At 45.0% G+C, this 22,390-nt stretch carries 20 protein-coding genes; 15 read left to right on the top strand and 5 right to left on the bottom strand.

Features of this window, described 5'->3' with window-relative positions; translation table 11 throughout:
* Positions 1 to 74: 74 nt before the first annotated feature.
* Together thrS and DWW81_RS04160 are read right to left on the bottom strand one after the other, a co-directional pair.
* On the bottom strand, positions 75 to 2,021 hold the full coding sequence (thrS, locus tag DWW81_RS04155; RefSeq protein ID WP_117896803.1) for a threonine--tRNA ligase: 1,947 nt from the start codon (positions 2,019 to 2,021) through the stop codon (positions 75 to 77).
* Positions 2,022 to 2,153: 132 nt separating this feature from the next.
* Positions 2,154 to 2,510 carry a hypothetical protein gene (locus DWW81_RS04160; protein WP_051706305.1) on the bottom strand — a complete coding sequence of 119 codons (357 nt, stop codon included), beginning with the start codon at positions 2,508 to 2,510 and terminating at the stop codon, positions 2,154 to 2,156.
* 612 nt (positions 2,511 to 3,122) lie between these two features.
* Here DWW81_RS04160 and rny point away from each other — a divergent pair.
* The 13 genes from rny (at position 3,123) to rpiB (ending at position 17,220) form a co-directional block, all read left to right on the top strand.
* A complete protein-coding gene (gene rny / locus DWW81_RS04165; RefSeq protein ID WP_038670686.1) occupies positions 3,123 to 4,688 on the top strand; it encodes a ribonuclease Y in 1,566 nt (521 codons plus the stop codon).
* 160 nt (positions 4,689 to 4,848) lie between these two features.
* The gene (locus DWW81_RS04170; protein ID WP_117896804.1) at positions 4,849 to 6,348 is read left to right on the top strand and encodes a hypothetical protein; all 1,500 of its coding nucleotides are present in this window, start codon (positions 4,849 to 4,851) and stop codon (positions 6,346 to 6,348) included.
* A gap of 408 nt (positions 6,349 to 6,756) precedes the next feature.
* The gene (locus tag DWW81_RS04175; RefSeq protein WP_117896805.1) at positions 6,757 to 7,626 is read left to right on the top strand and encodes a prohibitin family protein; all 870 of its coding nucleotides are present in this window, start codon (positions 6,757 to 6,759) and stop codon (positions 7,624 to 7,626) included.
* A 198-nt stretch (positions 7,627 to 7,824) separates the two neighbouring features.
* Complete coding sequence (locus DWW81_RS04180; protein ID WP_022288001.1) at positions 7,825 to 8,109, top strand: hypothetical protein; 285 nt, start codon at positions 7,825 to 7,827, stop codon at positions 8,107 to 8,109.
* Between the two features lie 15 nt (positions 8,110 to 8,124).
* The gene (locus tag DWW81_RS04185) at positions 8,125 to 9,225 is read left to right on the top strand and encodes a hypothetical protein (protein ID WP_117896806.1); all 1,101 of its coding nucleotides are present in this window, start codon (positions 8,125 to 8,127) and stop codon (positions 9,223 to 9,225) included.
* Positions 9,226 to 9,242: 17 nt separating this feature from the next.
* Entirely contained in the window at positions 9,243 to 9,962 is a 720-nt protein-coding gene (locus DWW81_RS04190) for a hypothetical protein (protein WP_117896807.1), read from the top strand.
* A gap of 55 nt (positions 9,963 to 10,017) precedes the next feature.
* A complete protein-coding gene (locus DWW81_RS04195) occupies positions 10,018 to 11,478 on the top strand; it encodes an SPFH domain-containing protein (protein ID WP_117896808.1) in 1,461 nt (486 codons plus the stop codon).
* Positions 11,479 to 11,683: 205 nt separating this feature from the next.
* Positions 11,684 to 13,354 carry a formate--tetrahydrofolate ligase gene (locus DWW81_RS04200; protein ID WP_117896809.1) on the top strand — a complete coding sequence of 557 codons (1,671 nt, stop codon included), beginning with the start codon at positions 11,684 to 11,686 and terminating at the stop codon, positions 13,352 to 13,354.
* A gap of 310 nt (positions 13,355 to 13,664) precedes the next feature.
* On the top strand, positions 13,665 to 14,843 hold the full coding sequence (locus DWW81_RS04205; RefSeq protein ID WP_242989561.1) for a DUF3810 domain-containing protein: 1,179 nt from the start codon (positions 13,665 to 13,667) through the stop codon (positions 14,841 to 14,843).
* Positions 14,843 to 15,640 carry a C39 family peptidase gene (locus tag DWW81_RS04210; protein ID WP_117896810.1) on the top strand — a complete coding sequence of 266 codons (798 nt, stop codon included), beginning with the start codon at positions 14,843 to 14,845 and terminating at the stop codon, positions 15,638 to 15,640. The genes DWW81_RS04205 and DWW81_RS04210 overlap by 1 nt, the downstream gene beginning before the upstream one ends.
* Positions 15,641 to 15,644: 4 nt before the next feature.
* Entirely contained in the window at positions 15,645 to 16,100 is a 456-nt protein-coding gene (gene tsaE / locus DWW81_RS04215; protein WP_022287994.1) for a tRNA (adenosine(37)-N6)-threonylcarbamoyltransferase complex ATPase subunit type 1 TsaE, read from the top strand.
* Positions 16,081 to 16,770 (top strand): tRNA (adenosine(37)-N6)-threonylcarbamoyltransferase complex dimerization subunit type 1 TsaB, encoded by a 690-nt coding sequence (gene tsaB, locus DWW81_RS04220; RefSeq protein ID WP_117896811.1) that lies wholly within the window; start codon positions 16,081 to 16,083, stop codon positions 16,768 to 16,770. Before tsaE ends, tsaB begins: the two co-directional genes overlap by 20 nt.
* Before the next feature lie 12 nt (positions 16,771 to 16,782).
* Positions 16,783 to 17,220 (top strand): ribose 5-phosphate isomerase B, encoded by a 438-nt coding sequence (gene rpiB, locus DWW81_RS04225; RefSeq protein WP_022287992.1) that lies wholly within the window; start codon positions 16,783 to 16,785, stop codon positions 17,218 to 17,220.
* A gap of 206 nt (positions 17,221 to 17,426) precedes the next feature.
* Here the strand turns inward: rpiB and DWW81_RS04230 are convergent, their stop codons facing one another.
* Positions 17,427 to 18,725, bottom strand: coding sequence for an O-acetylhomoserine aminocarboxypropyltransferase/cysteine synthase family protein (locus tag DWW81_RS04230; protein ID WP_117896812.1), 1,299 nt, complete (start codon positions 18,723 to 18,725; stop codon positions 17,427 to 17,429).
* Between the two features lie 930 nt (positions 18,726 to 19,655).
* On the opposite strand from DWW81_RS04230, the gene DWW81_RS04235 reads away from it, so the two are divergent.
* Positions 19,656 to 20,231 (top strand): biotin transporter BioY, encoded by a 576-nt coding sequence (locus DWW81_RS04235; RefSeq protein WP_022288072.1) that lies wholly within the window; start codon positions 19,656 to 19,658, stop codon positions 20,229 to 20,231.
* Entirely contained in the window at positions 20,212 to 20,643 is a 432-nt protein-coding gene (locus DWW81_RS04240; RefSeq protein ID WP_117896813.1) for a DUF1284 domain-containing protein, read from the top strand. The genes DWW81_RS04235 and DWW81_RS04240 overlap by 20 nt, the downstream gene beginning before the upstream one ends.
* 75 nt (positions 20,644 to 20,718) lie before the next feature.
* Here the strand turns inward: DWW81_RS04240 and DWW81_RS04245 are convergent, their stop codons facing one another.
* Positions 20,719 to 21,147: a thioesterase family protein gene (locus DWW81_RS04245; RefSeq protein ID WP_117896814.1), complete on the bottom strand. Its 429-nt coding sequence runs from the start codon at positions 21,145 to 21,147 to the stop codon at positions 20,719 to 20,721.
* Between the two features lie 95 nt (positions 21,148 to 21,242).
* Positions 21,243 to 22,376, bottom strand: a complete 1,134-nt coding sequence (locus DWW81_RS04250; protein WP_117896815.1) for a DHHW family protein — start codon at positions 22,374 to 22,376, stop codon at positions 21,243 to 21,245.
* Positions 22,377 to 22,390 lie beyond the last annotated feature (14 nt).

Consider the following 22,390-nt stretch of genomic DNA (forward strand, 5'->3'; position numbering starts at 1 on the left):
GGGACGGCGCCCTCGACGTCCCGTCTGTTGCCACAAACGTCGTTTTTACGCACCTTTCGATGTTTTGCTACCAATTACTTCGCCTTAGTCTTTATCTCCTCATCAAGCTTAGCGATAAGCTCGTCAACAGGCATTGCAGGAAGTTCTCCCTCTTTTCTTGAACGAACAGTAACCGTGTTGCTGTTTACCTCGTTGTCGCCAATGATGAGCATATAAGGAATCCTCTCAAGTCTTGCAGCCTTGATCTTAGTACCAATGTTCTCATCTCTGTTGTCAACAGTTACTCTCATGCCCATAGCAGTCATTCTGTCAGCTATCTTCTGAGCGTATTCAGCATGGCTCTCCTTGATAGGAAGAAGTCTTACCTGCTCAGGAGCGAGCCACAGAGGAAGAACGCCGTTGAAATGCTCAAGCATATAAGCAAGTGTTCTTTCAAAGCAGCCAAGTGAAGTTCTGTGAATGATGTAAGGAAGCTTCTTCTGACCGTCCTTGTCAACATAGTACATACCAAATCTTTCAGCCAAAAGCATATCTATCTGGATAGTAACGAGCGTGTCTTCCTTGCCGTAAACGTTCTTGTACTGAATGTCAAGCTTTGGACCATAGAACGCAGCCTCGTCGATACCGATATCGTAATCAACGCCAAGGTCGTCAAGAATAGTCTTCATTGCAGCCTGTGCGTGCTCCCACTGCTCAGCCGTACCTTCGTACTTGTTCTTAGGGTTAGCAGGATCCCACTGTGAGAATCTGAATGTGCAGTCATCAAGCAGACCAACAGTGTCAAGGAAATACTTGGCAAGCTCCAAACAGCCCTTGAACTCCTCTTCAAGCTGGTCAGGTCTGAGAATGTAGTGACCCTCAGAGATAGTGAACTGTCTTACTCTGATAAGACCGTGCATCTCACCGCTGTCCTCGTTTCTGAACAGCGTAGAAGTCTCTGTCAATCTCATTGGAAGCTCTCTGTATGAACGCTGTCTGTTAAGAAATACCTGATACTGGAATGGACAAGTCATAGGACGAAGTGCGAAGCACTCTTTTTCCTCATCATAAGGGTCGCCAAGAATGAACATTCCGTCAAGATAGTGATCCCAGTGACCTGATATCTTATAAAGATCTCTCTTGGCGAAAAGCGGAGTCTTTGTAAGCAGACAGCCCTTTGCCTGCTCGACATCTTCTACCCAACGCTGAAGAAGCTGGATAACTCTTGCGCCCTTTGGAAGCATAACAGGAAGTCCCTGACCGATACAGTCAACAGTTGTGAAATATTCAAGCTCTCTGCCTATCTTGTTGTGGTCACGAAGCTTAGCTTCCTCCTGCTGTTTAAGGAACTCATCGAGCATTGAAGCCTTAGGGAATGCAGTTCCGTAAATTCTTGAAAGCTGCTTGCCGTCCTCTGCCTTGCCCCAGTATGCACCTGTGCATGAAAGAAGCTTAACAGCCTTGATAGGTGCAACGCTCATTATGTGCGGACCTGCACAAAGGTCAACGAAATCACCCTGCTTGTAGAATGAAAGCTTTTCGCCCTTATCATCATGCTTGTGGATAAGCTCTACCTTGTAATCTTCGTGTCTTTCCTCCATGAGCTTTATAGCCTCGTCAGCAGAAAGCTCAAAACGCTCCAAAGCATAGCCCTCTTTTGCAAGCTTCTTCATTTCAGCCTGTATCTTTTCAAGGTCAGCAGGCGTAAAAGGCTTTTCCACCTCAAAATCATAGTAGAAGCCTGTGTCTGTAGCAGGACCTCTTGCAAGCTTTGCCTCAGGATAAAGACTTTTTACAGCCTGCGCCATAAGGTGAGAAGCTGTGTGCCAGAAAGTTTCCTTACCAGCCTTTGAGTCAAAAGTCATGACCTCAAAATGGCAATCATGGTCAACGACAGTTCTCATATCGAAAACTTCGCCGTCCAGCTTTACGCAGCAGGCAGCCTTGTAAAGTCCCATGCCGATATCCTTGATTATCTCGCTTGCAGGCATTGCCTTTTCGATCTCACGGACAGAGCCGTCTTTTAATTTCAGCTTGATCATTTTTGATTCCTCCGATTTATATAATATTGTAATTCTTTATTATAACGTGCATAAACACGTTGTTTCTTTTTGTAATGCGTCACATATCACACGTTTTTTTGTGGGCGACCTCAGGCCGCTCCTACAGTCATATTATTTGAAGTTCAGCAGTTCAGTATACTGTGAAACATACACATATATCCAGAAGCAAAGAAGCACTACGCTCAGCACCGTTGAAATGTCGCTCAAAACGTGCCTTGCCCTTTTTTTGATAGCCCATTGCCTGGAGCCGTCTTTTTTCACCCTGCAAACAAGCTGAGAGAAAAATGTGTTGAACCAGTATGATACTATCCATATGGGCAGAAAGGTGAGAAACCCTTGCTTGTCGGATATAGTCCCATTCCATGATAACCAGCAAACATATCCTGCTGCACCATAAGCGCAAAACCCAATGGTATAGCAAATGATCGCAAGGATACGCCTTGTTTTCATGGCTTTCCTGTCTTTCATAGTATCATCACCCTCTTACATAACAAAAAAGTCCCATAGGATACAAATATCCTATGGGACGATGATATCGTGGTTCCACCCAACTTCATGCGCAGTTTCCTGCACAACTCATTAGCCGCTCCTTTAACGCTGAGCCTGCGGCGTGTATTAAACGCGCTCAGGGGCGGTATCCTCACTCTGCATAGTCCTGCGCCGCTCACAGCCCGTATAAAAACGTGCGGCACTCTCTGAAAAGACCTTTCGCCGAGGGGCTTCCCCGTCAAAGCTTTCAAGTATAACTGCAAAAGACTTTATCTTTTGCTTCGACTAACATTTTAACACCTCTTCACCCGCTTGTCAAGGGGTTTGTTAGAAAATATATAATTTTGTGGATTTAACTAAAAAAATTCTTGACAACAGAGAAGTTTTATTATACAATAATATTATGCATTATAATTTTTATATAACTGAAAGATGAAGTATAGTTTTTTGTATTATTCTGATGTTTTTTATAAAATAAATTTTGCAATTTTGTATCTTTACAATTTAATATCAGGTGGATATCTTTTTTCATGCGTTTTTTACGCACAAAATATGGATATCCATACTTTCTAAGAAGGAGGAAAGCTATACATGGAACCAGGTATTGCTATTCTACTATGTGTAGTTGCTCTTGTTCTTGGTGCCGGTGTGAGCGGATTTATCTGCTTCAAACAGGGTATAAGCTATCGCAAAAAAACAGCCGAAGCTGCTGTAGGCTCTGCGGAAAAGGAAGCGGAGCGTATCGTTGACGACGCAAAGAAAAACGCTGAAACTCTGAAAAAAGAGGCATTGATCGAGGCGAAAGACGAGATCCACAAGTCACGCCAGGAAACGGAAAAAGAGCTTAAAGAGAGAAGGATCGAAGTTTCCAGACAGGAAAGACGTGTTCAGCAGAAAGAGGAGTCTATCGACAGAAAGCTCGATAATTTGGAGAAAAAGGAAGAAACTCTCCAGAACAAGTTGAAAAATGCTGACGAAAAGGTAGCTGAGGCTGACAGGATCAAGAAGTCACAGCTGGATATGCTTGAAAAGATATCTCAGTTCACTGTTGATCAGGCTAAGGATTATCTGCTTTCAAAGCTGGACGAAGATCTGGTGCATGAAAAGGCTGTGAGGGTCACAAACTTTGAAAATCAGGTGAAGGATGACTGTGAGGCTAAGGCCAGACAGTATATCTCGCTTGCTATCTCAAGGTGTGCCGCTGATCAGGTGTCTGAATCAGCAGTGTCAGTCGTTGCATTGCCTAATGATGAGATGAAGGGCAGGATAATCGGACGTGAGGGAAGAAATATCAGAACTATCGAAACTCTCACAGGCGTTGATCTTATCATTGACGATACCCCTGAGGCTATCACCATCTCGTGCTTTGATCAGGTGAGAAGAGAGGTCGCAAGGATCGCACTTGAAAAGCTTATCCAGGACGGACGTATACACCCTACACGCATTGAGGAAATGGTAGAAAAGGCTAAGCGTGAAGTCGAGCTGAAGATCAAGCAGGAGGGCGAGAGAGCTATTCTCGAAACCAATGTTCACGGCGTGAACCACGAACTTGTTAAGCTTCTTGGCCGTCTGCGCTATAGAACGAGCTATAGACAGAACGTGCTTAACCACTCTATTGAAGTCGCTCACCTTGCAGGAATGATGGCGTCAGAGCTTGGCGTTGACGCAAATCTGGCAAGAAGAGCAGGACTGCTCCACGATATAGGAAAGGCTCTCAGCTATGAGATAGAAGGCTCGCACGTTCAGATAGGTGTTGACGTATGTAAGAAGTACAAGGAAAGCCCTGAAGTTATTCATGCTATCGAGGCTCACCATGGCGACGTTGAAACAAGAACTGTTGTTGCGGCACTTGTTCAGGCGGCAGATGCAATAAGCGCCGCTAGACCGGGAGCAAGAAGCGAGAACTATGAGAACTATATCAAGAGGCTCCAGAAGCTTGAGGAGATCTGCACGTCCTACGAGGGCGTTGAGAAATCCTTTGCTATACAGGCAGGCCGTGAGGTTCGTATCATGGTACAGCCTGAGAAGATCAACGATGAAAAAATGGTGCTCGTTGCTCGTGAGATCGCTAAGAGGATCGAAACTGAAATGGATTATCCGGGACAGATCAAGGTCAATCTTATCCGTGAGAGCAGAGCTATCGAATACGCAAAGTAAATTGTGTAAACAGCGGGCAGACTTTAGGGTTTGCCTGCTTTTTTTATTTCCCGCTCTGTTTTTAATGAGGAATGAGGAATTAAGGTATCGCCTGCGGCGATGTATTTTTAATTTTCAATCATAAAATAATAAAATATCTATGCTTTTTGGGGGATTTTTTATGTCAAAAGCAAAAGAGAAAAAAGAGGTTACTACCAATCAAGGTAAAAAGCACCTTTTCGGCAGTTCGGAAAAGTCGGATTTTATTCTGAATATGTCTGCCGAGTCTGCACAAAAGCTGTGCGGAGTTTACAGCATTATTGCTGTGCTTGTTCTGTGCGTTATCACAATTCCGTATTATTTCACACAGAATATCAAATACGGTATGGACGAAAGCGTCAACCGTACTCTTTATCTGAACGAAAAATTTATATTCTTTATATCTGCCGCTGTGCTTGCGGTCGGCTTTGTGGGATTTATCATTTTCCTTATTGCCAACATGAAAAAGCAGGTGGAGCTTAAAGACAACAAGAGCCTTATCGTACCACTTGCGGTGGTGCTTCTGTCGGTGATATCTTGCTTGCTTTCAGCGGATATCTTCACATCTTTCTACGGCTATCTCGACCGCTCCGAGGGTATGCTCACCATACTTGGCTATTGGGGACTTTTTGCCGCAGGAATGACAGTTACGGCTGACGACCGCAGGATAAAGCTTTCAGACTTTATCGTAGGAATAGGCGCATTTGAAGCTATCGTGGGAATTTTGCAGGCTATACCTGCCACCGCAAAAATAGTTCCAAACTATTTCAAAGAGATATTCTCGGGCTTCTCATCAGGCGGTATGACCTATACAAAAGAATATATCGCAACAGGCTTTTTGTGTACGCCTTTTGCATTGGCGGCAGTGCTTACAGTGATATCTGCCTTTGCACTTAATGGTATGCTCTATGATGATAAAAAGGCAAGAAAGATATTCTATGCTATCTCCCTTGCCCTTATGACAGCGGCTGATATCCTTGCCTGCGTTGTCCCTGCTATCTTGGGACTTGGTGCGGTTTATGTTATATCTCTTATTATTGCCGCTGTAAAGTCGGGCTTTGCAAAGGATAAGAAGCCTTTTATAGCCTGCCTTGTGGCTTTTATAGTCGCAGGAGGGATCTTTGCCGGACTTTTCGCCTCAAACGAGTTCAGACTTATGGACGAGAAAATAATCTTCCATGACAGTTTCGACAGACTTTCTATCACAGGCACAGGCAGAGGCGATGATACCGAACAGTGGATATATCCTTATCTGTGGGACGACGGAATGTATACTGCCGAGCAAAACCTTATCTGGGGAACCGGTCCAGACAACTGGGGAACGATATTCGAGTCGGGCGCTATAATAGACCGCTCTTATAATGAGTATATCGACCTTTTGCAGTCAAGAGGACTCATCATTTTCGCACTTACAATAGTATTCCTTATTATGACTATAGTAAAAATGTGCAAGCTCGTAGCAGGCTTTATGAAAGACAAAAACAGCTGGACGGGCTGTGCAGTATCAGCGGCAGTTCTTTGCTATCTGATACAGGCATTTTTCAACATAAGTTCTGTTACATCATCACCATACTTCTGGATCGCGGCTGGACTTGTGTGGAGTTTCACAGCGGTAAAATCCGGTGCAAAGAAAAAGAGTTAATAAACCTATCTGTAGGGGCGACCTTGGGTCGCCCGCTCTTTCATCAATACATTATAAAAAATTCGGACGCAGTAAAATGAGTCCGATTTTTTTTATGCCTTTTTGCAGACAATGATATAAACATATTAACTTTTACATATATTGAAATATGGCTATAGACCTGTGCCGAATTTTTTCACCCATAAATAACGAGCGGATTTGAACGAACGAGAATAGGTGAGATCGCAAGAGATACAGCGAGCTAAATCAAAAAATCTGTTCACTGTTGACTTCCGCTGACTTCCCCGAACTTTGTCGGACTTTGCTAATTTGTAAGGCTTATGATATAATCATATTAAACCAAAGGACAGAAAGCCTTTGGTTAGACGGCAAGTCGAAAGGCTTTGTTTTATATGAAAGGAAAAAATCATGAGCAAAGAAAAGGTCATTGACATTTCAACAAGAAAAACAGGAAAGATCGTTGGCATTTGTGCGGCGGCAGTTGCGGCTATAATAGTGGTCGTATCCTCCGTGTCCATAGTTCCGGCAGGCTGTACGGGAGTTGTGACGACCTTCGGCAAGGTATCAGACACTGCACTCAACGAAGGATTGCATCTGAAAGTGCCTTTTGCACAGCGTGTAACAACAGTGTCAAACAAGATACAAGTTTATCAGGCTGACGCTGACGCAGTTTCAAAGGACTTGCAGACTGTGAACTCTACCATAGCGGTGAACTTCCGAATAAAGTCGGCTTCTTCTGCAAGCATTTTCAAGAATATCGGCTCAGATTATGAGAACGTTATCCTTATGCCAACAGTGCAGGAATGTATGAAGTCGGTATGTGCAAAATATACGGCTGAACAGCTTATCACTGACAGAGCGCAGGTGGGCGAGGAAATAAAGGAACAGCTCGTTTCAAAGGTGGACGAATATGGTATCGAGGTAGAGAAATTCAACATTGTGAATTTTGATTTCTCATCTGAATTTAATGAAGCCATAGAGGCAAAGCAGGTAGCAGAGCAGAATCTTTTGAAAACAAAGACCGAGCAGGAGCAGGCTATAGTTGTAGCTGAGGCGGAGGCTAAGAAAAAGGTTATTGCCGCAGACGCTGAGGCAACTTCCATAAAGACCAAGGCTGAAGCTCAGGCAGAAGCCAACAAGACTATCTCTGAATCTCTTTCAAACGAGCTTATAAAGTATCAGACCATCGATAAGTGGGACGGCGTTCTGCCTAAGGTGGCTAATGACGCAAACCCTCTGATATCTCTTGACCTTGACGAGCAGAAAACCGATGAATAACGCTGATTCCTGACAGAACGGCTGTCAATCGTTAAAAACACCAATGAAAGGTATAAAAATATGTTCAAATGGACAAAAAAGAACTTTTTTTGAACGTTGTATGACATATTTCTTGACACGAAAAGCGTTTTCTGTTATCATAAATATATGTGAATATATTTTAGTTTTATGTAAAATATGGAGTTGGGAGGAGAAAAAATGTTGAAAAAGCTATACCGCACATTAGGCTTTGCACTTATTTCCTGCAATTTGTTTTTCACCCCTGTCATGGCGTATGCCGACAGCAGTGTGAGCGTGGGAACAAATATGTGCTTTGCTATACCGGGAGGACTTATAACAGGCTTTGTGCTTGTTTCAATGAGCCGCACAAAACAGAAAGCTACCAAGGCAGATAAATACATAAAGAGTAATCTTAAACTCACTGGGCGTAACGACACCTATCTGCGTACCACCACTGATAAGACTAAGATAAAAGACGATTGATAGGGGGTGCGGAAAATGGCTGTTAATATTTCTTATAAATGCCCTAACTGCGGAGCGGAGCTTTTCTGGAGTGCTGACAAAAACTGCTGGGCATGTGAATACTGCGACGGACAGTTTACTTTAAAAGACCTTGAAGAAGCAGGCGGTGACGCTAAAAAGGCGGAGGAGCTGAACAAGGATAATGTTGAAAAGCATGAAGAGGTCGATAAGGACGAATACAGTATGTCAAATGACGGAACTGTAGGAAGCGACCTTGTAAAATACACCTGCTCACACTGCGGAGCGGAGATTATCACCGACCGCTCAACTGCAGCAACAGTTTGCGTTTACTGCGGAAATGCGGTAATAATGGGAGAGCAGATAATAGACAATTTCTCCCCTGACTATGTTATACCTTTCAAAGTGCCGAAAACTCAGGTAATGGACGCTTTCAAAAAATTCAGCAATAAGCCTCTTACACCGAAAGATTTCAACTGCGACAAGGTAGTGGACAAGATGCAGGGCGTTTATATCCCGTTTTGGCTCTATTTCGGAAACTGCGAAGGCTCTATTACTGCGGAGGGTATAAACACAAGAACATGGACTTCGGGAAATTACAGATACACTGAGAAAAAGTATTATTCAGTTTACAGAAACGGAAATCTCGATTTCAAAGCTGTTCCTGTGGACGCTTCTTCAAAGACTGACGATGACGCTATGGACTCTATCGAGCCTTTTGATTACTCGGAAATGACAGCGTTCAATCCGGGTTATCTTTCGGGATATCTTGCAGAAAGATATGACGAGGATAAGGATAAGTGTCTGCCTAGGGCTAAAGAACGTATCGAGAACACAACTCGTGACGAACTTAGAAATACTTGTAACTACAACAGCGTAAACGTTCAGTCATATGAAAAGCACACCGAGATAAAGGACGTTAAATATGCTATGCTTCCAACATGGCTTTTGTATACAACCTATCAGGATAAGCCTTATTTCTTTGCAATGAATGGTCAGACAGGTAAATTTATCGGAAACCTGCCTATAAGCAAGGGAAAGCTTGTGGCTTACTCGCTTCTTGGTGGCGTGGGCGGATATATTATCGGAGCTATACTTCAGATAATGGGAATATTCTAGTAGGGGGTATCAGCTAAATGCCTGAAATATCAACGGCGCTTATAATAAAAATAATAGTTATAGCGGTCGCCATAGGCGGTGGTATAGCGGTGATATATTCTGTGAAAAAAGCGGTATCGAACGCCATTGGCAGACAACTGAGCCGTGCCAACGACCTGCTAAGGACCATAAATGACGCAACCGAGGAAAGACAGAACAACGCCATGCAGTTTACTTATGTTGACCCTAATGTGGTGAACAACATAAAGAGAGATTTTCCTGACTATGATGAAAATATAGCAAGGAGCATAGTGGAAAACACTGTGATGAAATATTTTCTTGTTATAAACGGAGAAGCAAGCGAGAATCAGCTTGAATACTGTACCGAAGCGTTCAGGCAGAGAGCAGCCACGATGGCAAAAGACAACTCCTCAACGGTTACGCCAAAGCATTATGACGATATACATATCCACAAGTCGCAGGTGGTGTCTTATCATAAAGACCATGACGCTGCAACGGCAAAGTTTCAGGTATTTCTTGAATACAAGCTCAACGGGATAAAGGCACAGCACATTTATGAGGCGGATTATTCATACTATCTTTCAATGGGGATAGAGGGCGAAAACGCCAGCCTTATATGTCAGTTCTGCGGAGCACCTGTGGACACCGCAGGCTCGGTTTGTCCTTACTGCGGTTCTGAGATACACAGCTCTGTAGAGCGCACATGGAAAGTCAGCAGGATATCCATGCTGAGATAGACAAGTTTAAAACCCCTTGGGGTGAAATAATACAGACAACGAAAGGAATTTAACTATGGGACTTATTAAGATGTTTACATCAGCAGTCGGCTCAACATTTGCCGATCAGGTAGTAGAGTACTTCAGATGTGAGGATATGTCAACTAAGATACTCTGCCAGCCGGCTACTCTTGTTAAGAGAGGAAAGACTGTGAACAACGGCACAGAGGGCGTTATCTCAAACGGTTCACGCTTTGACGTTGCGGTAAATCAGGCGGCTCTTCTTATCGAGAACGGCAGAGTACACGATTTTGTTATCGGTACACAGGAAACAGCAGGTCAGTATAAGTATGATTCAACTGTATCTCCGTCACTTCTTGGCGGCGGCTGGGGCGACCTTGGCGCTTCTATCAAGGAGATAGGCAGAAGATTTACAGCAGGTGGTCAGGCTATGAACACCATGCGTCTTATCTACATAAACCTCAGACCTCTGCCTGGAAACAAGATAGGCTTCGGCAAGATACCTTTCAGAGACGGCGAGATGAACCTCACTCTTAACGCACAGGGTCACGGTCAGTATGAGCTTCAGATCGTAAACCCTATGAACTTCTATGAGAACGTTGTTCAGAACGTAAATAAGGTACTTACTGTTGACAGCCCTGACGGCGTGGCAGTTCTCGGCCAGCTTAAGGCTGACATGACACCTAAGTTCCAGAAGGCTCTTACAAGGATATCCGCTCAGAAAATACCATACGATCAGCTTGGTCTTTATCCTGATGAGCTTGCTGAAGCAATGAATGCAGAGCTTGAAGAAAAGTGGGCTACAAAGGGTGTTAAGATAACAAGCCTTGCTATTGAGCTGAACGTGGACGAAGAGTCAAAGCAGAGAATCGCAAAATTCCAGGAGGCAAAAACTGTTGGAAGTGATCCTTCAATGCTCTATGCTATGGACAGAATGTCTATCAACAAGGCAAGAGAGGCAGCGGCAAGCAACGCAAACGGTGTTATGGCAGGCTTCATGGGAATGGGCATGGCAGGCGGCATGATGGGTCAGCCAATGGACGCAACAATGTATCAGCAGCAGATGCAGCAGAACATGATGAATCAGCAGGCTGCACAGGCAGCTCCACAGCAGGCAGCTCCAGCAGCTGCACCAACACAGGCTGCACCTGAGAACGGCTGGACTTGTGCTTGCGGAACAACAAACACAGGAAAATTCTGTGCTAACTGCGGACAGCCTAAGCCTGAGCCAAAGCCGGCAGCAGACAGCTGGAAGTGTTCATGCGGCACAGAGAACACAGGAAAGTTCTGTGCAAACTGCGGTTCACCAAAGCCTGAGCAGCCAGTAGGCTGGACTTGCTCATGCGGAGCAGTGAACAAGGGCAAATTCTGCGCTGAGTGCGGAAAGCCAAAGCCTGCATCAGAGCCGCTTTACAAGTGTGACAAGTGCGGCTGGGAGCCTGAAGATCCGAAAAATCCTCCTAAGTTCTGCCCGGAATGTGGAGATCCATTTAACGATAACGATATTCAGAAATAATTCTTATAGTTATTTTGAGCCGTCCTGCGGAATGCGGGGCGGCTCTTTTTGTGGGGCGATGGGCGAAAATGTATCGGTTTATATAGTTTATTTACATATGAAATATTGAAATCATCACGGATATGTGATATAATACATAACGTATGATATTTTATATGGGTCTTTACCGATATACTAAAAATTTTTCCGAAAGGACTTGATCTAAATGCTGTCAGATATCGAAATCGCTAAGCAGGCGAAAATGCTCAAAATTGGGGAGGTCGCTGCTAAGCTCGGCATCTCAGAAGATGAATATGAGCCTTATGGTCACTACAAGGCTAAGCTTTCTGAGTTGCTTTATGCTAAAACTAAAAATGATCCAGATGGTAAGCTTATTCTTGTTACCGCTATAAACCCTACGCCTGCAGGAGAGGGCAAGACCACTATTTCCGTTGGATTGGCTGAGTCTATGAACAAGATAGGCAAGAAAGCTATACTCGCTCTGAGAGAGCCTTCACTTGGTCCTGTTTTTGGTATCAAGGGCGGTGCGGCTGGCGGTGGATACGCTCAGGTCGTTCCTATGGAAGACATCAATTTGCACTTCACAGGAGATATGCACGCTATAACTGCGGCTAACAACCTGCTCTGCGCCCTTATCGACAACCATATGCAGCAGGGAAATGAGCTTCACATTGACCAGAGAAGGATACTTTTCAAGCGTTGCCTTGACATGAATGACAGAGCGCTGAGAGATATCGTTATCGGTCTTGGCTCAAAGGTGAATGGTATTCCTAGAGAGGATTCTTTCCAGATAACTGTCGCTTCTGAGATAATGGCTATTCTTTGCCTAGCTTCCGATCTGGCTGACCTTAAAGCTAGAATTGAGAAGATACTCGTTGCTTACACAACTGACGGAAAGCCTGTTTATGCTAAGGATATAGGCGGTTGCGGTGCTATGACTGCTTTGCTGAAAGACGCTTTGAAACCTAATCTTGTTCAGACGCTTGAGAACAATCCTGCTCTTATCCATGGCGGCCCATTCGCTAATATCGCTCACGGCTGTAACTCAGTAAGAGCCACAAAGCTTGCTTTGAAGCTTGCTGACTACACTATCACTGAGGCTGGCTTCGGCTCTGACCTTGGCGCTGAGAAATTCTTTGATATCAAGTGCAGATACGCTGGTCTTAAACCAAGTTGCGTAGTTCTGGTGGCTACTGTTAGGGCATTGAAATACAATGGCGGTGTTCCGAAAACTGAGCTTACTAACGAAAATGTTGAGGCTCTCGAAAAGGGCATCGTAAACCTGAAAACTCATATTGAGAATATGCACAAGTTCGGTGTGCCTGTAGTGGTGGCTATAAATAGATTCCATACTGATACTGAGGCTGAGCTGGCTGTTATCGAGAGAGTTTGCGGTGAAATGGGTGTTGAGTTCTCACTGGCTGAGATTTTTGCAAAAGGCTCTGAGGGCGGTATCGACCTTGCGGAAAAGGTTTGCAAGACTATCGAAACAAAGCCGTCTGAGTTCAAGCCGCTTTATGACGAGAAGCTCCCTATCAAGGATAAGCTTGATATACTTGCGAAAGAGATATATCGTGCAAACGGCGTGATCTATACAAAGCAGGCTGAAAAGGCTATAAAGGAGATCACTGACCTTGGATTCGGGGATATCCCTGTTTGCGTGGCTAAGACGCAGTATTCACTGTCTGACGACCCGACAAAGCTTGGCAAGCCTGAGAATTATGAGATAACAGTAAGAGATGTAAGGCTTTCAGCCGGTGCAGGATTTGTGGTAGCTTATACGGGCGATATTATGACAATGCCTGGTTTGCCTAAGAAGCCTGCGGCTTATAATATCGATTGCGATAATGAGGGCAATATCTACGGATTGTTCTAAGCCGTTTAAGTGAGGAGTGAGGAGTGAGGAATTGGCATAGCCGACCGAACAAGTCACTTTGATAGAGTAAATACCGAGCGGAGCGATTTTGCGGCGTGGCAAATGTAGGGGACGGCGCCCTCGACGTCCCGTTTTTGGGAGCGACGAGGTTTGAATTTATACAAACCATGTAGGCGACCAAGACGAGCGAACGCTGTTCGCCCCTACACGATTTGTGCGATAAGATAATTTGTAGGTAAGCAGATAATAAGTCGGGTAAACAGGCGTGTTGAGATAGCAGAGTAAAATACATGAACCGAGGTGAGCGGCAGTGACAGATACAGCGGTGAAAAAGAGTGCGGAAAGTGTGGAAATGCCTGAGAACGGCAAGAAAAAACATCTATCTTGGCAGGTCATTGCCTGCGTTTGCCTTGTGGCAGTCAGCGTGGTGCTGAACGTGATCGCCTGGAAAAGTACGGCGTTCTGCGACTGGTATACGGCTCACGTTTTTCCAATTTGGGAAAATACATATGGCAGGCTCACTTCGCTGTTGCCGTTTTCCTTCGGGGAATTGCTTATTGCGGTAGCGGTTTTCGGTATTCCGCTTTCGCTGGTGGCTATGCTGGTGCTTGTGATAGTCAGAAAAGGCAAGAGAAAGAAAACTGCGAAAATTTTCGGGCTTGTTTATATGTGGATAGTCACTTTTGTGGTGACGGTGCAGACTTTTAACTGCTTTGTTATTTATCATTGTTCAAGCTTTGCGGAACTTAACGGCATACCCACTGAACAGCACACCAGGACGGAGCTTGAAGCACTTGGCAACAAGCTTGTTACGGAGATAAATGCGCTTAGCAAAGAGGTGGAGCGTGACAGCGAGGGAAAATTCGTGCTGACCGCTGACCTTGACAAGACGGCTCAGGAGGCCATGCGTGGGCTTGGAAGCGAATTTAAAAACCTCGGGGGATTTTATGTCACTCCGAAAGCTATAAAATGCTCGTTCTTTATGAGCCAAATGGACCTTATGGGCATCTATTTCCCGTTCTCTATGGAGGCTAACTACAATCAGGATATGTATAAGGCGAAGCTTCCTGACACCATTTGCCATGAGCTTGCTCATACGAAAGGCTACATTCAGGAGGACGAGGCGAACTTTATCGCCTTTATGGCGTGCGACAGATCGGACAATGCTGATTACCGCTATTCGGGCTATCTGGCGGCGCTTGGCGAGGTTAGAAACAAGATTTTTGACTACGCTTCTGACGATAAGAAGATAGAATTTGACAGCTCTATCTGCGACGAGGTGTGGGCTGATATGGAAGCCAACTGGGACTACTGGCGGAGCGTTGACGAGGCTAAGGACACTGTTTTCGACAGCGAGGCAGTGGGGGAGATATCTGACAAGGCAATGGAAAAATCACTGAAACTCAACGGCGTTGAGGACGGCAAGCAGTCTTATGGCAGAATGGTGGATCTTATGCTAAACTACTTCAAGGACAAGGGTGAGCTGTGATGAAAATTCTTGCGGTCGTGCTTCTTCTCGGGATAATGCTCAGTTCATGCGGAAACAAGGCGGACAGCGAAAGGCTCAATGATTCGGCTTTTACCACTACTGCGGAAAGCTCTGTGGTGGATAGTGACAGCATGGACGTTGACGAAAGCTCGCAGGTCGGTGATGAGAGCGGTATTCAGAGCGACAGCTCGGAGGACGATATGAAGTGGCGGCTTTTTGAGGACACTTATAAGGAAACTGACAGCGGCAGGGCTGCGGAAAATTATGCTCACAACAAGGGCATAAAGATAGAGGGCTTTGTGAAATATGGGCAGGAAAATCCCCCTGTGTGCGATCTGATGCTTGGCGAATCCAGGTTCGCAGGGGTAGGCTGTGAGGTCATTGCGGCTTATAATTATCTCACATACGAGGGGTTTGAGCCTGATATGGCAAAGCTTGCTTATGATTTTGAGAAAAATGCTCTTATTGCGGCAGACGGGTCGCTGGGGTCTAATCCTAGGAAAATAAGCGGTCTTTTTAAGGCAATGGGAGTGGGATACAAAAGATTTTATAAGGCTGATGAGGCTCAGGCGGCTGTTGACAATGGCAAGCCTGTGATAGTTTCTTACCATATCGGGTTGAATATTTTCAGCGGTATCCACACGGTTTTCGCTGTTAAAGAGGAGGGCAGGCTGTATGTTTACAACTGCTACAATTCAGCGGCGGACAAGACAGAGGTGGAGAGCATTTATCAGCTTATGAATAAAAACAGCCTTTTTATTGTGGGCTACACGGAAGATGACGGTCAAATGAGGTGATAGGTTGACAAAGGTATACAAAACATCATCTGCGGCGGAAACTATCGCTTTGGGTGAGGAGATAGGCAGACGGCTGAAAGGCGGCGATCTTATCGCTTACAGCGGTGGTCTTGGTGCAGGAAAGACTACTATTACCAGGGGAATTTCTATTGGCATGGGACTTGGCGACGAGGTGACTTCGCCCACGTTCGCACTGGTGAACGAATACCGTGGGGACAGGCTCAGCCTTATACACTTTGATATGTACCGCATAAATTCGGCGGACGATCTGGAAACTACAGGCTTTTTTGACTACATGGACGAAGACACTGTGCTTGCGGTGGAATGGTCGGAGAATATTGCGGAGGAGCTGCCTGAGGACGCTTTGAGGATAGATATTCAGCGCATTGACGAGGACAGCAGGGAGATAAGCATAACTGCACCTGAGGGAGATGATAGATTTGAAGATATTAGCTATTGACACAAGCGGAAAGGTCGCTTCAGTGGCGGTGACGGACGGAGAGAAGCTTCTTTGGGAGAAATCTGTATACACAAAGCTCACTCATTCCCAGGTGATATTGCCTATGGTGAAGCAGGCACTAGAGGAAACAGGGCTTACTTATACTGACCTTGACTGTGCGGCTATTGCAAAGGGTCCGGGGTCTTACACTGGGCTTAGAATAGGCGTGGCGGCTGTAAAGGGAATGTGCTTTGGCTGTGAGAGTTTAAAAAGCGCAGGAGTTTCCACTTTGCTTTCGCTGGCGTACAATTGCATAGATTTTGAGGGCAGGATAATTTCTGTTATGAGGGCAAGGCCTAAGATAGTTTACGCAGGCGAGTTTGAGTGCAAAAACGGCGTTGTCACGAGGATATCCGCTGACAGAGTTTGCCCTGAGGAGGAAGTTTTTTCGGGAGAGTTTACTGAAAAGACAATGCTTGTGGGTGACTGTGCGGCAGAGATAAAGGCGAAATATTTCGCTGACAACGAAAATGTTCAGCTTGCAAGCTATGTGAACAGGCTGCAGAGGGCTTCGTCACTGTGTCTTGCGGTGGAGGCTCAGCCTGAGATAATGGTTTCGGCAGACAGGCTGGAGGTATCATATTTGCAGGCTACAAAGGCGGAAAAGGATAAGGCACATAGGGATAAATAGGAGGAAATTAATATGAAAATTGCTATCGGCTGCGACCATGCAGGTCCTGAGCTTAAGGCGGAGATACTGGCACATCTGGACGAAAAGGGTGTGGAATACACTGATTTTGGTATTCAGGCAGGAGAGAAAGTGGACTATCCTGACAAGGCAAAGGAAGTTTGCGAGAAAGTGGCTTCGGGCGAATACGAAATGGGAATACTCATATGCGGAACTGGTATTGGAATGTCAATGAGCGCAAACAAGATAAAGGGAATAAGAGCGGCTTGCTGTTCGGATTATTTCTCTGCTAAGTATACAAGAGCGCATAATGACGCAAATGTGCTTTGTATTGGTGCGAGAGTGCTGGGTGCAGGCTTGGCTATCGAGCTGGTGGACGTTTTCCTTGAAACGGAGTTTGAGGGTGGCAGACATCAGAGGAGAGTGGATAAGATCTCTGAGCTAGAGAAGTAGTGAGGAGTTAGGAGTGAGAAATGAGGAATTATGGTATCGCCTGCGGCGGTTGACTTTTCTTTTTTCTTTACGTTAGAAGGGCAGGGCGGCTTGTTGTTGCCCTGCTTTTCTTATGGGTACAAAAACGGCTGACAAGCTTTTTCGCCTGTCAGCCGTTTCTATATTGGGGTTTGTATTTTTAGGTAAAAACCGTAATGGCAAAGTTTTTAGATAGCGTCGAATGCTTCGCTGAGATCGTAGATGATATCGTCGATATGCTCTGTGCCGATAGAAAGTCTGATAGTATTTGGCTTGATACCCTGATCTGCAAGCTCTGCTTCGTTAAGCTCTGCGTGTGTTGTTGATGCTGGGTGGATAACCAGTGACTTAACGTCTGCTACGTTTGCAAGGAGCGAGAAGAGTTTCAGGTGGTCGATGAAGTCCTGGGCTGTCTTTGCGTCACCCTTTATCTCAAATGTGAAGATAGAACCACCGCCGTTAGGAAAATACTTCTTGTAAAGTGCCTGCTGGCTTGGATCGTCTGATACTGAAGGGTGATTTACCTTTTCTACCTTTGGGTGCTTGTTAAGGAAGTCAACTACCTTAAGTGCGTTCTCAACATGACGTTCAACTCTCAGAGACAGTGTTTCAAGACCCTGCAGGAAGATGAATGCGTGGATAGGTGAAAGTGTTGCACCTGTATCACGGAGAAGGATAGCACGGATACGAGTTACAAATGCTGCTCCAGGGGCTGCGTCTGCAAAGCTTACACCGTGGTAGCTTGGGTTTGGTTCTGTGAGCTGTGGGAACTTGCCTGACTTCTTCCAGTCAAACTTGCCGCTTTCAACGATAACTCCGCCGATTGTTGTGCCGTGACCGCCGATGAACTTTGTTGCAGAATGGATAACGATATCTGCGCCGTACTCGATAGGTCTTACGAGATATGGAGTAGCGAATGTGCTGTCAACGAGAAGTGGGATATTGTGTGCGTGTGCGATATTTGCGATAGCTTCGATATCAACTACGTCTGAGTTAGGGTTGCCAAGAGTTTCGATATAGAGAGCCTTTGTGTTCTCCTTGATAGCCTTTTCAAAGTTAGCTGGGTCAAGCGGATCGACAAATGTTGTTGTGATGCCGTAATCAACAAGAGTGTGTGCAAGCAGGTTATATGTGCCGCCATAGATGTTCTTTGCAGCTACGATATGATCGCCTGCAAGGGCTACGTTCTCAATAGCGTATGTTACTGCTGCTGCGCCTGATGCAACTGCAAGAGCTGCTGTGCCGCCCTCGAGAGCTGCGATACGTCTTTCAAAAACGTCCTCAGTTGGGTTTGTAAGTCTGCCATAGATGTTGCCTGCGTCCTTAAGAGCAAATCTGTCAGCGGCATGCTGTGAGTTATGGAAAACGTATGATGATGTCTGATAAATAGGAACGGCTCTTGCGTCTGTTACTGCGTCTGCTGTTTCCTGACCAACGTGGAGCTGGAGTGTTTCAAATTTAAGATTTCTTTCGTTTATTGCGCTCATTTTAAATTACCTCTTTCATTAAATTGATGTTTTTTAAATCCGATAAAAATTTTTGTTACTGAACTTTATGCTGATTTTAACAGCAACACATACAGCACATACACATTCGTGAATCGTACGCTGTTTTTAGTTTCAGTATTTTTACACTCATTTTCAACGCCTCATTTCAAATTCATATTAATCCTAGTCGTTTAGTATGTTTTAGCGTATCTATACTATACCACACCCATAGAGGAATGTCAATAGGTTTAAGATGATTTTTCGCATTTTTGTGAAAACTGATATTAATTCTATCAATTTAGTAGGATTTAAGGGCAAAATGCACAAGGGGAAGTGAGGAGTGAGGAATGAGGAAGTGAGGAGTGAGGAGTGAGGAATGAGGAATGAGGAATTGTCAAAGCTGAACAGAGTAGTGCTCAAGTACGAAGTAAAAGACAGCACCGAGCGTAGCGAGAGATAAAACGCAGGCTCAAGCCCGGCGTTAGAGGGCTTGCAGGGTCAAGGGACAGAGTCCCTTGTGGAGTTTGAGGCAAAGCCTCAATCGGCGACAGCCGACTAGGTGCAGATTTAATGAGAAAAAGCACGCAGAAGTTGTGCTTTATATAGATGTAGTATCGGAGCACAAAATCTGCACCGTTTTCCCTATCCCTTAGCAAAATGTAAATCCGCAAAGAGCGTAGCGATTTTGCGGTGGTATGAAGTTGCCCGAATAAACTGTAGGGGCTTGGCTCAATTTCTGTTTCACCGAAATGCGATAGCCCATTCGGAAGGGCAATGCCGTGTTTTCGCTGTTTGTTATTAAATTTGTATAAAACTATCGTTTACCGACGCCTTATAATTGTATACCGAAATAAATATTTTTGGTTGACAATAGGTTCGGTATGTGATACAATATTAATTGTCAAATAAAAAGTAAAGGATAGGTTTACAATGAATAACAATGCTAAAAACAAAACAAAACAAATAGTCGGTATCGGAGTTATGACGGCTATAATCGCTGTACTTTCGCAGATAACTATTCCGCTACCTACTCACGTTCCTGTTACGCTCCAGACTTTTGCTGTGGCTCTGGCAGGATATTTTCTCGGCTGGAAGGGCGGTGCTGTGTCTGCTCTGGTCTATGGTCTGCTGGGCGCTATCGGTGTGCCTGTGTTTGCAGGCTGGTCAGGCGGTTTCTCCGTTATCGTAGGGTATACAGGTGGATTCATTTACGGATTTATCGTTATGGCTCTTCTTTGCGGTCTTGGCGCAAAGTTCTGCTCTGACAAGATAAGCGGTAAGGTCATCGCTATCGTGCTTGGTATCGCAGGTCTTGCTTGCGACCACCTGCTCGGTGCTATCCAGTACGCTATCGTTGCTAATATCTCTATCGGCAAGTCTATCCTTCTTGTTTCTGTTCCTTATCTTGTAAAGGACGTTATCTCTGTTGTTGCTGCTTACCTTATCAGCATCGAGCTTGTAAGCAGACTTGCAAAGACAGGCTGCTATGCTTACAAGAGAGCCTGAGCTTAGATTTCATCATCTGCTGTGCCTGCCGCTTTTTCAGGGAAAAGGCTACAGTGACGGTTTTTCGGTGAATATGCAGTCTGTGAAAGACAGATTGGAGAGCGAGGACACTGCGGTGCGTTTTGTGTGCAGCGGAGATATGATATGTCAGCACTGCCCAAACAGGACGGAGGACGGTTGTTTGCTTGACGGCTGTGGTGGAACGGTGGCACAGAAAGACAGCGAGGTTTGCAGACTTTCTGAGATAGAATGTCACTCAGTGGAGAATTATCTCAGTGCGCTGACAAGGCTGAGAAGCAAAATGGATAAAAAGGCATTTGATATACTATGCTCGGAATGTCGCTGGGCAAAGCTTGGTTTGTGCAGCTTTGAAAAGTGGCGTGAGGGCGTTGATGGATTGCTTTCTTCGTGACAGGTCACGTCTGTCATTTTTTTACACAAAAGTACAGCTCCTGAGAAGAAACTCGGGAGCTGTACATTTTTTTGCTTATTCTTCACTTGCCTGATATGCGGATAGGAATTTCTCGTAGATATCGGGATAATGTTTTTTTAGTCTTACAGGCTTAAGGTCGGGGCTGGTGAAGCAGTGGGAGGTGTGGGCAAGGCAGGCTGTTTTCTGAGTGGTAAGGTCAAAGATCTCGTAGTCAAGCTCGTAGGCACAGCCGTTGAACTTTGACAGCTTACAGCGCACTTCAAACTCATCTCCGAAACGGACGGGATATTTATAGTGTGTTTCAACAGAGAGGACAGGGGAAACTATGCCTCTTGCCTCTATCTCGTGGAAAGGGCAGCCAAGCTGTTCCATAAGGTCAACACGGGCTTCCTCAAGCCAACGGACGTAATTTGAATGGTGGATTATATCCATGCGGTCTGTTTCATAATAAAAGGCTTTTCTTTTGTAGGGGGTAAGTGTCATTTTATGTCCTTCTTTCTGTGGGTTTGACGTTGACGTTATATATGGGTGTGATAAAAATAGCGGGCGACCAATGGCCGCCCATGCTTGCTTATGAATTATTCAAGCCAGATGAAGTTGTTGTCGGAGTTCACAAAGTCCATATTATAAAGGAAAATGACCTTTGTTATACCGTTGTCTTTTACATACTCGCTGACGGTCTTATCCATGATGTGGTAATAACGCATATCTATCATTGTGATGTGCTTATACTTGTCGGCAAAGTATGGCATAACTGTGTTTGCGTAACTGTCTTTTATAATAAGGACGTGTTCATCGCTTTCGCCGTTTGTTTCTATTTCCGTGAGGGCAAAGTTTCCGCCCATAAAAGTGGAGTATTTATCCTTTTTGTTCTTGAATGAATCGTCAAAAAGGGTGTCGGTCTGTTTATTTTCTTCAACATAATTTACCTTTACGCTGTTGTCAGGGTTTGTGTAGAAGTGCATTTCGTCAGCAGCGGAGAAGTCTGTTGGGGCTTTTGAATAAAGTGTGCCATGAAAGTCCTTTACAGTTTCTATATTGTAGGATACCTGTGGGATATCTTCATTCATGGCTGTCATAAGTGCGTCAAATCCCACTTTTGCGCCCTCGGCTGTCCAGTGGTGGTCGGTCTTATAGAAGACCTGCGTGGACTTTGCGGCGTCTTTGAGCTGGTCATATGGGAAGCAGAGGTTTATCCTGTCGCTGAGGATAGAGCTTATATACTTTTCGCTTTCAAGCTGATCGTCGGTCTGTGTGACCGCAGGGAGCTTGTCTGACATAACGGAAACTGCATTCGGCACAAGAAGAAAGCTTACGTCGACGGATTTATCGAGGCTGTCAGCAAAATCGTTAAGACAGCTTATATTTTTCTCGATAAGAGGTCTGTTTTCCTGATAGTCTTGGAGATAATAGCCGTCCTTGCCGAAATATACGCCGTTCTGATAGTTTTTCAGAAGCGTGCGGTCGGTGACTGTTTTAAGACTCACAAGCTGGTCTTTCATGAATATCTGATCTGACATATAGCTTTCGATATCCGATGTGAACTCGCCTTTTTCAAGCTTTTTCCACGAAAACTCAGGGGCTTGCTGTAGGTAGCGGTTCTCGTTTTCGGAGAATTCACGGTCCTCTGAGATGAAGCTTGCCACTGCAAAGCCGAATATGAACAGCAGAAAGCACACTATCATAATATAGTTTTTAAGTTGTTTTTTCATATCTGCCGTCCTCC

Source organism: Ruminococcus sp. AF17-1AC, assembly GCF_003461385.1.
In the GTDB taxonomy this organism is placed as follows: domain Bacteria; phylum Bacillota; class Clostridia; order Oscillospirales; family Ruminococcaceae; genus Hominimerdicola; species Hominimerdicola aceti.

Bases quoted from the DNA above. Each gene is read 5' to 3' on its own strand.
- thrS (WP_117896803.1), bottom strand. From the start codon at position 2,021: ATGATCAAGCTGAAATTAAAAGACGGCTCTGTCCGTGAGATCGAAAAG.
- DWW81_RS04160 (WP_051706305.1), bottom strand. From the start codon at position 2,510: ATGAAAGACAGGAAAGCCATGAAAACAAGGCGTATCCTTGCGATCATT.
- rny (WP_038670686.1), top strand. From the start codon at position 3,123: ATGGAACCAGGTATTGCTATTCTACTATGTGTAGTTGCTCTTGTTCTT.
- DWW81_RS04170 (WP_117896804.1), top strand. From the start codon at position 4,849: ATGTCAAAAGCAAAAGAGAAAAAAGAGGTTACTACCAATCAAGGTAAA.
- DWW81_RS04175 (WP_117896805.1), top strand. From the start codon at position 6,757: ATGAGCAAAGAAAAGGTCATTGACATTTCAACAAGAAAAACAGGAAAG.
- DWW81_RS04180 (WP_022288001.1), top strand. From the start codon at position 7,825: ATGTTGAAAAAGCTATACCGCACATTAGGCTTTGCACTTATTTCCTGC.
- DWW81_RS04185 (WP_117896806.1), top strand. From the start codon at position 8,125: ATGGCTGTTAATATTTCTTATAAATGCCCTAACTGCGGAGCGGAGCTT.
- DWW81_RS04190 (WP_117896807.1), top strand. From the start codon at position 9,243: ATGCCTGAAATATCAACGGCGCTTATAATAAAAATAATAGTTATAGCG.
- DWW81_RS04195 (WP_117896808.1), top strand. From the start codon at position 10,018: ATGGGACTTATTAAGATGTTTACATCAGCAGTCGGCTCAACATTTGCC.
- DWW81_RS04200 (WP_117896809.1), top strand. From the start codon at position 11,684: ATGCTGTCAGATATCGAAATCGCTAAGCAGGCGAAAATGCTCAAAATT.
- DWW81_RS04210 (WP_117896810.1), top strand. From the start codon at position 14,843: ATGAAAATTCTTGCGGTCGTGCTTCTTCTCGGGATAATGCTCAGTTCA.
- rpiB (WP_022287992.1), top strand. From the start codon at position 16,783: ATGAAAATTGCTATCGGCTGCGACCATGCAGGTCCTGAGCTTAAGGCG.
- DWW81_RS04230 (WP_117896812.1), bottom strand. From the start codon at position 18,725: ATGAGCGCAATAAACGAAAGAAATCTTAAATTTGAAACACTCCAGCTC.
- DWW81_RS04235 (WP_022288072.1), top strand. From the start codon at position 19,656: ATGAATAACAATGCTAAAAACAAAACAAAACAAATAGTCGGTATCGGA.
- DWW81_RS04240 (WP_117896813.1), top strand. From the start codon at position 20,212: ATGCTTACAAGAGAGCCTGAGCTTAGATTTCATCATCTGCTGTGCCTG.
- DWW81_RS04245 (WP_117896814.1), bottom strand. From the start codon at position 21,147: ATGACACTTACCCCCTACAAAAGAAAAGCCTTTTATTATGAAACAGAC.
- DWW81_RS04250 (WP_117896815.1), bottom strand. From the start codon at position 22,376: ATGAAAAAACAACTTAAAAACTATATTATGATAGTGTGCTTTCTGCTG.